11 protein-coding genes are annotated in these 12,565 nt (G+C 38.9%); all 11 read left to right on the top strand.

Annotated elements, in window-relative coordinates:
- Positions 1 to 10: 10 nt before the first annotated feature.
- The 11 genes from QRX23_RS05300 (at position 11) to larE (ending at position 12,558) form a co-directional block, all read left to right on the top strand.
- Entirely contained in the window at positions 11 to 1,147 is a 1,137-nt protein-coding gene (locus QRX23_RS05300) for a thiamine pyrophosphate-dependent enzyme (protein ID WP_040760057.1), read from the top strand.
- A gap of 2 nt (positions 1,148 to 1,149) precedes the next feature.
- Positions 1,150 to 2,130, top strand: coding sequence for an alpha-ketoacid dehydrogenase subunit beta (locus QRX23_RS05295; protein ID WP_002827039.1), 981 nt, complete (start codon positions 1,150 to 1,152; stop codon positions 2,128 to 2,130).
- A complete protein-coding gene (locus QRX23_RS05290) occupies positions 2,123 to 3,421 on the top strand; it encodes a 2-oxo acid dehydrogenase subunit E2 (protein WP_330154937.1) in 1,299 nt (432 codons plus the stop codon). The genes QRX23_RS05295 and QRX23_RS05290 overlap by 8 nt, the downstream gene beginning before the upstream one ends.
- 3 nt (positions 3,422 to 3,424) lie before the next feature.
- On the top strand, positions 3,425 to 4,831 hold the full coding sequence (gene lpdA / locus QRX23_RS05285) for a dihydrolipoyl dehydrogenase (protein ID WP_330154936.1): 1,407 nt from the start codon (positions 3,425 to 3,427) through the stop codon (positions 4,829 to 4,831).
- 34 nt (positions 4,832 to 4,865) lie between these two features.
- Positions 4,866 to 5,663 (top strand): alpha/beta fold hydrolase, encoded by a 798-nt coding sequence (locus QRX23_RS05280; protein ID WP_330154935.1) that lies wholly within the window; start codon positions 4,866 to 4,868, stop codon positions 5,661 to 5,663.
- Positions 5,664 to 5,850: 187 nt separating this feature from the next.
- The gene (locus QRX23_RS05275) at positions 5,851 to 7,482 is read left to right on the top strand and encodes a peptide ABC transporter substrate-binding protein (protein ID WP_330154934.1); all 1,632 of its coding nucleotides are present in this window, start codon (positions 5,851 to 5,853) and stop codon (positions 7,480 to 7,482) included.
- A 113-nt stretch (positions 7,483 to 7,595) separates the two neighbouring features.
- Positions 7,596 to 8,231, top strand: coding sequence for an NAD-dependent epimerase/dehydratase family protein (locus QRX23_RS05270; protein WP_330154933.1), 636 nt, complete (start codon positions 7,596 to 7,598; stop codon positions 8,229 to 8,231).
- 19 nt (positions 8,232 to 8,250) lie between these two features.
- On the top strand, positions 8,251 to 9,054 hold the full coding sequence (gene map / locus QRX23_RS05265; protein ID WP_330154932.1) for a type I methionyl aminopeptidase: 804 nt from the start codon (positions 8,251 to 8,253) through the stop codon (positions 9,052 to 9,054).
- 279 nt (positions 9,055 to 9,333) lie between these two features.
- Complete coding sequence (locus QRX23_RS05260) at positions 9,334 to 10,347, top strand: HoxN/HupN/NixA family nickel/cobalt transporter (protein ID WP_330154931.1); 1,014 nt, start codon at positions 9,334 to 9,336, stop codon at positions 10,345 to 10,347.
- Positions 10,348 to 10,379: 32 nt separating this feature from the next.
- Positions 10,380 to 11,663 carry a nickel-dependent lactate racemase gene (larA, locus tag QRX23_RS05255; protein WP_330154930.1) on the top strand — a complete coding sequence of 428 codons (1,284 nt, stop codon included), beginning with the start codon at positions 10,380 to 10,382 and terminating at the stop codon, positions 11,661 to 11,663.
- 49 nt (positions 11,664 to 11,712) lie between these two features.
- A complete protein-coding gene (gene larE, locus QRX23_RS05250) occupies positions 11,713 to 12,558 on the top strand; it encodes an ATP-dependent sacrificial sulfur transferase LarE (RefSeq protein ID WP_408068644.1) in 846 nt (281 codons plus the stop codon).
- The last annotated feature ends 7 nt before the right edge of the window (positions 12,559 to 12,565 follow it).

Raw genomic sequence — 12,565 nt, 5'->3', positions numbered from 1 at the left:
GCTACATGCAATGGCAAGTATCGCAGATGCAAACAAGAAGGTTTTAGATTTTGATGGACAATTGCAAGCGCAAGATGATTTTTTCCCAACATTGAAGTTGTTGGACAATGATGGAAAATTGTTGGATAAAGCAGCTTACAAGCGTTCTGAATTAACAGATGAAGATTTAGTTGCAATTATGAAGAAGATGTTGTTTAGCCGTCAGCTTGACATCCGTTCAACAAAGTTGGCTAAGCAAGGACGTTTTGGTTTCTTCGCACCAACTGCTGGACAAGAAGCTTCACAAATGGCTTCAGCATACGCCTTTGGTAAGGAAGACTGGCTATTCCCAGGATATCGTGATATTCCTGAAATTGTTGATAAGGGTTGGCCAGTTTGGAAAGCTATTCTTTGGTCACGTGGTCACGCAAAAGGTAATGAGTTCACTACAGAAGATGGTGAGCCAGTTAACTCATGGATGCCACAAATTATCATTGGTGCTCAATATGTCGAGGCAGCTGGTGTTGCTCTAGGTTTGAAGAAGCGCAAGCAAGATGCTGTTGCCTATGCTTATACAGGTGATGGTGGAACTTCGCAAGGAGACTTCTATGAAGGTGTTAACTTTGCTTCAGCCTACAAGGCAAACGCTGTCTTCTTCGTACAAAACAATGGCTATGCTATTTCAACACCACGTGCTTTGCAAACAGCCGCACCTCATTTGGCAGCTAAGGGATGGGGATCAGGTATTCCTAGTCTAGTTGTTGATGGAATGGATCCATTGGCAATGTACTTAGCAGCTAAAGAAGCTCGTGCATGGGCTGCTGCTGGTAATGGTCCTGTATTGATTGAAACGTTGACTAATCGTTTGGAGCCGCACTCAACAGCTGGTGATGATCCACTTCGTTATCGTACAAAGGAAGATATCGCCGAATGGTGGAAGAAAGAGCCATTGATTCGTATGCGTAAGTTTATGAGTGAAAAGGGTATCTGGGACGACAAGAAAGAAGACGATTACATTGCTGAAGTAGATAGTTATATTGACGATCAAATCAAGATTGCTGATAACATTGAAAAGCAAAAGATTTCTGATTTCTTAAAGAACACGTTGGAAGTTCCAGGACAAGCGATGAAGGAACAAATTGAGCACTTCGAGAGCGAGGGTAAGTAATTATGGCTAAGAAAACATATATTGCAGCAATTCAGGATGCTTTAGATTTAGCTTTGGAGAAAGACGAAAACACCCTAATTTTTGGTGAAGATGTTGGAGAAAACGGTGGTGTGTTCCGTGCAACTGATGGTTTGCAAGCAAAGTATAGTGATGAACGTGTATTCAATACACCATTGGCAGAGTCTGGAATTGGTGGTTTAGCTATTGGGTTAGCAACAACTGGTTATCGTCCAATTATGGAAATTCAATTCTTTGGATTCCTATTTGAGGTCATGGACTCAATCGCTGGTCAAATGTCACGTGCTCGTTTCCGTTTCAATGGCACACGTAATATGCCAATTGTGGTTCGCTCACCATATGGTGGTGGTACCAAGACACCAGAAATGCACGCTGATAACTTGGAAGGTATTGTTGCTCAGGTACCTGGACTTCGTGTTGTCATGCCAGCCAACCCAGCTGATGCTAAGGGATTGCTATTAAGCTCAATCGAGTCTGATGATCCCGTTGTTTTCTTAGAGAATTTGCACTTGTATCGTTCAATGAAGGGTGAAGTTGCTGATGGTTATTATACAACGCCATTGGATAAAGCAGCGATTGCTCGTGAAGGTTCTGATTTAACCATCGTTTCATATGGTGGTGCTGTTCCTGTATCATTAAAGGCTGCTGATGAGTTGGCTAAAGAAGGTATTGAGGCAGAAGTTGTTGATCTTCGTACCGTTTCACCAATCGATATTGAAACTATTGGTGAGTCAGTTAAGAAGACAGGTCGTGTTGTTGTTGTACAAGAAGCACAACGTATGGCTGGAGTTGCAGCTACAGTGATGGCTGAAATTTCAGAGCGCTTTATCTTGAGTTTGAAAGCACCAATTGGTCGTGTAGCTGCACCTGATACAGTTTACCCATTCGCTCAAGCAGAAAATGACTGGATGATGAAGGCTGATGACGTTGTTGCTAAGGCCAAGGAGGTTGTAAACTATGACTGAAATTTTTAAGATGCCTGATATCGGTGAAGGAATGGCCGAAGGTGATATCACAAACTGGTTAGTTAAGGTTGGTGATACAGTTAAAGTTGATGATTCCGTTGCTGAAGTACAAAATGATAAGTTAGTTCAAGAAATTCTTTCACCTTATGCGGGAACTGTTACAAAGTTGTTTGTCGAGCCTGACACAACAGTCGCTGTTGGTGATCCATTAATTGAGTTTGACGGTGATGGTAGTGGCTCAGCAGCTGGTGAAGCTGCACCCGCACCAAAGGAAGAAGAAAAGCCCGCTGAAGAACCAGCTGCACCCGCAGCTCCTGAAGCTCCAGCTGCACCCGCAGGAAATGTGGTTGCGACAAATGGGCAAATCTTAGCAATGCCGTCAGTTCGTCATTATGCATTTGAAAAGAATATTGACTTGTCACAAGTACCAGCATCAGGACGTCATGGTCATATAACGATGGCTGATGTCACTGGATTTACTGGTGCACCAGCTGCACCGGCAGCACCTACACCTGAGCCTCAAGCAGCACCAGTTGCACCTGAAGCAAGCGCACCAGCACCAGAGAAGAAGATTGAAGTAGCTGATACTAAATCAGGACGTCAACCAATGTCTGGTGTTCGTAAGGCAATTGCTAAGGCAATGTCTGTTCAGAATTCGACAATTCCAACGGTTACGAATTTTGACAGTGTTGAAGTTTCAAAGCTTGTTGCACACCGTTCAAGCTTCAAGGAGTCTGCTAAAGAACAAGGTGTTAAGTTAACTTACTTGGCATATGCAGTGAAGGCTTTGGCCGCAGTTGGTAAGAAGTTCCCTGAAATTAATGCATCAATCGATATGGACACTAATGAAGTCATCTATCATGATACAGTTAATGTTGGTGTTGCCGTTAATGCACCTTCAGGATTATATGTGCCAGTTATTGCCCATGCCGAGAGTAAGTCAATTATGACGATTGCTACTGAAATTGCTGATTTGGCAAGTGCAGTTCGTGAAGGTACAATTAAGCCTGCTCAGATGCAAGGAGCAACAATTACCATTTCTAATTTGGGCTCAGCACGTGGTACGTGGTTCACACCAATTATCAATGGTAAGGAATCAGCTATCTTAGGTTTGGGTTCAATTTTGAAGGAACCAATTGTTGATGAAAATGGTGAATTAGCTGTTGGACAAAACATGAAGCTATCACTAAGTTATGACCACCGTTTGATCGATGGTATGTTAGGACAACAGTCAATGAATTACTTGAAGCAATTATTGGCAGATCCTAGCTATATGTTGATGGAGGTATAGAAAATGGTTGTTGGAGCAGAAGCAACTGATGTTGGTACAGTTATCATTGGTTCAGGACCTGGTGGATATGTGGCAGCAATTCGTGCTGCTGAACTAGGTCAAGATGTTACCTTGATTGAACGTGACAATATTGGTGGAGTTTGTTTAAACATTGGATGTATTCCATCAAAGGCATTGATCAATGTTGGTCACCATTATCGTGATAGTCAAGAAGAAAACCCATTTGGATTATCAATGACTGGTCAATTAGATTGGGCAAAAGCACAAGATTGGAAGCAACATAAAGTTGTTGATCAATTAACTGGTGGTGTTGCCATGTTGTTGAAGAAGCACCATGTGCAGATTGTCAAAGGTGAGGCGACATTTAACGATAATGAAACTTTGAATGTTGTACAAGAAGATGGTCATCAATTGTTGCGCTTTGAAAATGCTATCATCGCAGCTGGATCACGACCGGTGGAAATTCCAAGCTTAAAGTTTGGTGGTCGGATTGTTGATTCAACTGGTGTGTTGAGCTTACCTGAAGTACCAGAACATCTAATCATTGTTGGTGGTGGTGTAATTGGTTCCGAACTTGGTGGTGCATATTCTAACTTAGGTGCGAAAGTAACTATCGTTGAAGGCTTGGATCATACACTGAACGGCTTTGATAAAGAGATGACAAAGCCTGTTTTGAATGACTTTAAGAAGCACGGTGGTGAGATTATTACATCAGCTATGGCTAAGGGTGCAACACAAACTGATAAAGATGTTACTTTGACTTATGAAGTTGACGGTAAGGAGCAAACGGTCACTGGTGATTACTTGCTAGTTTCAGTTGGTCGTCGTGCTAATTCTGATACGCTAGGCTTAAATAACACGGATGTCAAAGTTGGTGATCACGGTCTAATCGAAGTTGATAACCAAATGAAGACAAGTGTGTCACATATTTATGCCATTGGTGATATTGTTGCCGGACCTGCTTTAGCACATAAGGCTAGTTTTGAAGGCAAAGTTGCTGCAGCTGCTATCAGCGGTGCAAGTAATGCTCATGATCTTCATTATTCATTACCAGCAGTTGCTTATACACAATATGAATTAGCAACAACTGGTGAAACCCCAGATTCAGTTAAGGAAAAGGGCTTGAATGCTAAGATCAGTAAGTTCCCATTTGCTGGAAATGGTCGTGCCCTTGCCATGGACGCAGGTGTTGGCTTTATTCGTTTGATTACTGATAAAGATAGCAATGCGATGTTAGGTGCACAAATTGTTGGACCATCAGCATCTGATTTGATTTCTGAGCTTTCATTGGCAATTGAAAATGGATTGACCTCTGAAGATATTTCGTTAACTATCCATCCACACCCAACTTTGGGCGAGGCTATTATGGATGCTGCCGAAGTAGCAGATGGTTTAGGTATTCATGTATAATAGATTAAAATAACTATATTGAGGTGGGTAGGCAATGTCTTTCTTTAAATCAAATGACGGTGTCCGATTACATTACCAGTTTGATGGTAGTAGTGATCAACCAGTCGTCGTTTTTCTCGGTGGCTATACAAGTATGATAACGACATGGGTGGCTCAAGTTGAAGCATTTAAAAATGCAGGCTTTCGAGTACTAAGGTTTGAGTATCGAAATCATGGCCAAAGTGAACAGACGGACAAAAGCTTGCGTATTTCTAGGTTAGCAATGGATTTAGCAAATTTAGTGGACTATTTGCATGTCGATCATTTTACTTTGATTGGACATTCAATGGGTGCAATGGTTGCAAGTCAATATATTTCACTATTTAGTGATCGTCGTGTAGACGTGATTGTAACAGAAGATCAAACACCCAAAATGCTGAATGAAGATGGCTGGCAATACGGCGTTAAAGATTCCTCCTTTGCTCGTATTAGTCAGATATCGGATAGTTTTCCGACGACAAAGTTGGTTAGACAAACCATTCCAAAAGAACTGAAGCGTCAAGTATCAGATGGTTATGTGCCGTTTGATTTCAAAAAGAATCGGCCATTGATGATTGATGGTATTGTGCAAGATTGGCGTGATGTTATCCGTCATGAAAGCATCCCTCATTTGTTTTTGGCTGGTAGTGCTTCACCGATGTATCCAGTAGATCACGCGAAAAATGCGCTTGATCTACAAAAGGTTACCGGCTCAGCAATGCATGTTTTTGACGGTGCAGGTCATATCCCACATTTGGAATTTCCGGATGAATTTAACCAAATTGTGTTAGGATTTTTAAAAAAGTTTAGTTAAGCATGCCTTTAGCAATAAAACTATTCATAATGTGCATAGTTAAAATTTAGATGTTTGGGAATAAAACTCCTAAACATCTTTTTTTATGTTTCATTTGATAAATTAAAAAACAATTAGACAAATGAGAAATTGCGTGATATTATAATAACACTATTAAAATTAAATCGTTCACAAAAGGGAGTTTGGCATGAAAAAATTTGGCAAAATAGCAGCCGCCGCTGCATCGGTAGCGATGGTGGGTAGTGTTGCATTACCGGCAGTCTCAGCATCTGCTGCATCAACGGGCAAAACAATTAATTGGTCAGAAGTTGCGGCATTACCAACAATGGATCCAGCAAAGTCTACAGACACTGTGTCTGCAGATGCGCTAGGGGCAACAAGTTTACCATTATTACAATTTGGTAAGGGTAATAAACTTGAAAATGAGGCAGCGAAGAGTTACGAAAAGTCTGATGATGGATTAACATATACATTCCACTTACGTTCAGGTTTGAAGTGGGAAAATGGGGATGCTCTGACAGCGAAAGACTTCGTATACGGTTGGCAACGTTCAATTGATCCAAAAACTGCATCGGAATATGCTTACTTGATGGATAGTGTTAAAAATGCGAAGGCCATTGAGGATGGTCAGAAGCAACCATCTGAACTAGGTATTAAAGCAATTGATGACCATACATTACAGGTAACGTTGGAATCACCAGCTACATATTTCTTACAAGAAATTACGATGCCTGTGTTCTTCCCAGAAAACCAAAAATTTGTGGAGAAGCAGGGAAGTAAATATGGAACTTCAGCAGCCACGTATTTGTCTGCTGGTCCTTATAAATTCAAAGGATGGACGGGTTCAAATAATAAGTACTCATTTGTGAAGAATGATAAGTATTTTGATGCTGATAAGGTGAAAACCAAGAAGATTGCTGTCCAAACGATTAAGGATCAGAACACTGGTTATAATTTGTATCAAGGTAAGAAACTTGATTTCACGCCATTATCTCCAGATCAGGTGAAGGCTTCAAAGAATAAGAAGGGGTACAAAGTTATCAAGACTGGTGCTACCCAAGCACTACAGATGAATGAAGAAAAAGTACCTGAATTTAAGAACACTAAGATTCGTCAGGCAATTTCTTATGCAATTAATCGTGATACATTATCAAGTAAAATTGTGACTGGGTCTGCAATTCCTGCAACAACGTATACGCCTAAAGGCCTAGTTAAGAATCCAAATAATCATAAAGATTTTGCTACGGATGCTGAAGTAAAGGGTGCAGTTAGCTACAATAAGAAGAAAGCGGCTAAGTTGTTTAAGGCAGGACTTAAGGAAGTTGGTAAGTCAAAGTTGTCTGTTCAATTATTGACTGATGATGATGATACATCAAAGCGCGTGGCACAATTCTTGCAAGAGCAATTAGAACAAAACTTAAAGGGTATGGATGTTTCGATTAAGACAGTACCAAAGAAGCAACGATTGAAGTTGAGTACTGATGGTGATTTCCAAATGCTAAACTTCGGTTGGTTAGCTGATTACCCTGACGCATCATCATTCTTGGATCTATACAAGAGCGACGCTTCTTATAACTATGGTAAGTGGAATAATGCAGATTACAATGCTGCATTAGAGAGTGCCGAAGGAAAGAATGCTAATAATACTAAGGCTCAGTACGCAGACTTCAAGAAGGCTGAACAAATTCTTGAGAAGGAAGCGGGAGTTGCACCTTTGTACTACCGTTCAACTGCTTCATTGTTGAATCCTAAGGTTAAGGGAGTTATTGCAAATCCTACCGGTGCGCCATTCAATTTCAAGTATGCTGTTAAACACTAATAACTTATAATTGCACAAATCACTGAATTTGAAATTCAGTGATTTTTTTAATTAATGTTAAAATGTAGATTAATGGTATGTGTAGAAATTGCCAACTATTAAGGGAGAAAAAATTGAAAATAACTATAATGGGTGGTACAGGGTATATTGGTCAGGGAATCTTATCTGTCCTTGTACAGAATAAAAATCAGTACGAACTGATTAGTTTGTCTCGCTCTGGTGCAAAAAATCACTCAAATTTGGTTGAACCTGTGACTTATTTGGCGGTTGATTTAAATGCACCGGGTGATTGGCAAACGGTCATTGATAGTTCAGACTTAGTTATCGATTGTGTAGGTATTTTTTTACCCAGTAAAAAGAAAAATACTAGCTATGAAAAAAACAGCATTGCGCCTGCAAAAACGGTGATTGATGAACTGGCGGTAAAAACAAAACAAACGAAATTTATCTTTATTGCGGCAAATAGTGCACCGTGGATCCTAAATGATTATATGAAAGCCAAAGAAGAGGTTATTGCTTACGGTGTCAAAAAGTTGGATAATCGATTTGTAGCGGTTTATCCTGGTATGGTGTATGACCGTCAGCGTCTTTTTAATTTCATTCCAGGTATAATATTACATGTTGCCATTAATGGGTTACATTTGAATTTTTTGAAAAAATACCGACCAATTAAGCGTCAGACGTTCAATCAGGAAATTCTTCGAATTATTAATAATCAGCCCAGTGATTTGACAAACAAAATATCATAATTATCATAGGAGAGAAAAGTTGATCACTTTAAAATCAGATAGAGAAATATCAGGAATGGCCCACTCAGGTAAAATTTTAGCTGGTGCACATTTAGCATTACGCGATCAAATATATGTGGGGATGGATACTTGGGAAATCGAGGAAATTGTTAACCAATATATTCTGGATCACGATGCAACGCCTTCAGAAAAGGGATTTGAAGGGTACAAATATGCAACTTGTATCAGCATTAACAACGAAGTCGCACATGCAACACCACGAAAGGGACTGAAATTAAAGAACCACGATATTGTGACAGTGGATTTTTGTGTTAACTGGCATGGTTATGAGAGTGATTCCGCTTGGACATATGTTGTTGGTGAAAGCACACCAGAAATTGATCATTTAATGGATGTGACGCACACTGCTTTATATTTGGCAATTGACCAAGCACAAGTTGGTAATCGTTTAGGTGATATTGGTTTTGCCATTCAAGACTATGTAGAAAATAAAAATCATATGGGTGATGTCCGTGATCTAATTGGTCATGGGATTGGACCAACGATGCATGAAAAGCCGGATGTATTTCATTACGGGGTGGCACATAAGGGATTACGCCTAAAAGCAGGAATGGTTATTACTATTGAACCAATGGTCAACGCTGGTGGTGATTGGGAAATAGAGACTGAAATTGTTCCAGAAACTGGTTGGGAATACTATGTATCAGCAGATGGTAGTTTATCAGCCCAATATGAGCACACAATTGCTATTACGAATGATGGTCCTAAAATTTTAACATCACAAGATCCAATTGGTGACGCCAAATATCTGTGGCAAGATTAGTAAATAATTCATTTTGAACAATTAAGACAGTAAGTAACCATCTTATTTATGAGTTGAGTTGCTTTTTTTATTGCATTCATTGTACAGGTTTATTTATATATGATGCATAAAACCGTATTAACTACCTACTTTGTATATGAAATTTTCAAACAAATTTCACAAAAATAACAAAAATTGTGATTCACTCTCAGCGAAAAGTGTATACTATAAATTGTGTAGCGCTTTCAAAGAGTAGGTAAAGACAGTTGAAAGTGGAATTAATAGGTATGGAGGTAGTTTGTGAGGGAAAAAATTTTTTATGAGGCTTTGCCATTTTACGTGACTAGTTCTTTAATTCATGTTCTTGGTTTCGCCCTGTTAGTTATCGCTGCAGTGCAAGATGCATCTTTTTGGGGAATTGGCTTATTGGCTTATACACTAGGTCTGCGTCATGCATTTGATGCAGATCATATTACAGCAATTGACAATACTGTCCGTAAACTGGTTCAAGAAAAGAAGAGTTCAGCGGGGGTTGGTTTTTTCTTTTCTTTGGGTCATTCGACTGTTGTCTTTCTTATGGCGTTGGTTGTTGGATTATCAGTGCAATTTGCAAAAGCAAAATTACCATTTTTACAAGAAATGGGCGGGAAAATTGGGGCTACTGTCTCGGGTGTTTTTTTAATCGTGATTGCTATTGCTAATTGTTTTGTATTATTCAATTTACTGTCTCAACTAAGGCACGTAAAATCTGGTAACTTTGACCAAAAGAAGTTTGATGAATTATTAATGTCACGAGGATTTTTAGCAAAGTTTTTAGGCCCTATTTTTAAGTTTATTAAGCAGTCTTGGCAGATGTATCCAATTGGTTTTCTATTTGGACTTGGTTTTGATACAGCTTCGGAAATTACATTAATTGCTTTATCAGCAGGAACGGCCAGCCAAGGAGCTTCAATTTGGGGTATATTTGCTTTACCAATTTTATTCGCCGCCGGTATGAACGTTATGGACACAACTGATTCAGTGATGATGTCAGGTGCTTATCGGTGGGCTTTTGATGCACCAATTCGTAAGATTTATTACAACCTAACAGTCACAACAATTTCGATTATTGCGGCATTTATTATTGGTATTGTTGAATTATTACAGGTCTCAACTAGTGGCCTTGTAATGAAGACTGGATTTATAGGTTGGGTACAAGGATTAGACTTTAATTGGGTTGGTTATGGATTAATCGTTGTCTTTTTGGTTATTTGGTTGATGACATATATCGAATCAAAAATTATCCTTAAAAAAGAAAATAACGCTAATATTTAATATTGTTTAGTATTTAAAGGAGGCAATGTAATATGGAATTTTCTCTACCATACGGGAAAGGAAAACTAGTTGGAGAGATACCATCTAATCGTGCAAAAGGCATTATTCAGGCGGATGCAGAAGCAGTTTTAGCAAAAAGTTATCAATTTTCAGAAGCGGAAATTGTTGAAAATTCATTACTGCATCCGATTGATTCACCACGTTTATCTGAATTAGTGGTTGGTAAAGATCATGTGGTCGTTATTAGTTCAGACCATACACGACCAGTTCCATCTAAGAAAATCATGCCTAAAATCATTGCGGAAATTAAAAAAGGCAATCCAGAGGCAGAAATTACAATTCTAGTAGCAACAGGAACGCATCGTCTAACAACTCATGATGAATTGGTTGATAAATATGGTGCAGAAATTGTTAAAAACATCAATATTGTTGTCCACGATAGTGATGACAAAGAAAATATGATTAATGTTGGTACGCTACCTTCAGGAGCTGATTGTGAAATTAATCGAGTTGCTGTAGAAGCTGACCTATTAATTGCGGAAGGATTTATTGAGCCGCATTTTTTTGCTGGATATTCAGGTGGACGTAAGGCTGTCTTTCCAGGAATTGCTTCAAGAAAATCAGTGGTTGGTAATCATAATGGTCAATTCATTGATTCAAAGCACTCAAGAACTGGTATGTTGATGCATAATCCCATCCATAAAGATATGGTTGAGGCTGCACGGTTATCTAAACTACAATTTATCGTGAATGTGGTCATAGATCATGATAAGCGTATTGTTGGATCCTTTGCTGGTGATTCAGTCACTGCGCACCTTGAGGGAACTAAATTTGTTGACAGTATTATGGAAGCAAAACCCATTTTTACTGATATCACGATTACCAGTAATGGTGGGTACCCACTTGATCAAAATATTTACCAAATGGTAAAAGGAATGACTGGTGCTGAAGCAACAAACAATGAAAATGGTGTCATTATTATTGCTAGTGGTTTAGCTGATGGTACCGGTGGTGATGAATTGTATCATCAATTTAAAGATACTGATAAAGTTTCAGATATTTATGATAATGCTGTAAAGACACCAGCTAAAGAGACCCCACAAGATCAATGGCAAGCGCAAATATTGGCACGTGTCATGATGAAGCATCATGTTATTGTTGTTACAGAACCTGCTAATAAACAAATTGTTGAAGATATGAAGATGACGTATGCCAATTCAATTCCATCTGCTTTAGCAATTGCTGATAAATTAGTTGGTGCTGATGCATCGATTGCGGTATTGCCAGATGGTGTATCAACCATCATCAAGGCGTAGATTGGGTTGTTTTATAGATTATAAAGGGTATTAACTAGGAGGTTAAGTAATGATTAGCTCAAAAATGGTAACAGATGAAAAAGAAGTTGTCTTACAAGACACTTTAGCAGCATACGATCGTGTGATTATTGCATTCTCTGGTGGTATTGATAGTACTTTAGTACTTAAAGAAGCCTTGAATGTGTTAGGTAAGGAGAACGTGTTAGCTGTTGTAGCAAATTCAGAGTTATTTACTGACGATGAATTTGATAAGGCTATTAATTTAGCTAATGAATTGGACGCAAATGTAATAGGTACGCAATTAAATTATTTAACGAATGAAGAAATTGCTAATAATACTGCCCAAACATGGTTCTATCAAAAGCAAATGTTTTTCACTCGTTTAGAAGAAATTCGTCAAGAGAAAGGCTTCGATATTGTCTTAGATGGTACGATCATGGATGATAATGATGATTATCGACCAGGGTTGGTTGCAAAGAAGGAAGCTGGAGTGGTCAGCCCATTGCAGACTGCTAACTTGTATAAAACAGATGTCCGTTCGTTAGCCAAAAAACTTGGCCTAAGTAACTGGAACAAGGTACCAAGCTGTTCAGTATCATCTCGGTTCCCATATAATACGAAGATCAGTACACAAAGTATTGAGCAAGTTATGAATTCAGAAAAATATCTACGTGGTTTAGGTTTCACAAATGCTCGTGTTCGTTTCCACGGGGATGTTGCTCGGATTGAAGTGCCAAAGGATGATATTCAATTGATTATTGATAATCAAGATGCCATTGATGATAAATTGAAATCATTTGGCTTTAATTTCGTTGCTGTTGATTTAGCTGGATTCCAAAGCGGACGTATGAATTCTACTTTATCAGAAGAAGAATTAGCAGCCAATAACGGATAAAATAATA

Origin of the sequence: Weissella paramesenteroides (assembly GCF_036327715.1) — a bacterium.
Taxonomy (GTDB): domain Bacteria; phylum Bacillota; class Bacilli; order Lactobacillales; family Lactobacillaceae; genus Weissella; species Weissella paramesenteroides.
The sequence above is the reverse complement of the archived record's forward strand: the minus strand, read 5'-3'. Positions and strand labels throughout refer to the sequence as shown.

Bases quoted from the DNA above. Each gene is read 5' to 3' on its own strand.
- QRX23_RS05295 (WP_002827039.1), top strand. From the start codon at position 1,150: ATGGCTAAGAAAACATATATTGCAGCAATTCAGGATGCTTTAGATTTA.
- QRX23_RS05275 (WP_330154934.1), top strand. From the start codon at position 5,851: ATGAAAAAATTTGGCAAAATAGCAGCCGCCGCTGCATCGGTAGCGATG.
- larA (WP_330154930.1), top strand. From the start codon at position 10,380: ATGGAATTTTCTCTACCATACGGGAAAGGAAAACTAGTTGGAGAGATA.
- larE (WP_408068644.1), top strand. From the start codon at position 11,713: ATGATTAGCTCAAAAATGGTAACAGATGAAAAAGAAGTTGTCTTACAA.
- QRX23_RS05280 (WP_330154935.1), top strand. From the start codon at position 4,866: ATGTCTTTCTTTAAATCAAATGACGGTGTCCGATTACATTACCAGTTT.
- lpdA (WP_330154936.1), top strand. From the start codon at position 3,425: ATGGTTGTTGGAGCAGAAGCAACTGATGTTGGTACAGTTATCATTGGT.
- QRX23_RS05290 (WP_330154937.1), top strand. From the start codon at position 2,123: ATGACTGAAATTTTTAAGATGCCTGATATCGGTGAAGGAATGGCCGAA.
- QRX23_RS05300 (WP_040760057.1), top strand. From the start codon at position 11: ATGGCAAGTATCGCAGATGCAAACAAGAAGGTTTTAGATTTTGATGGA.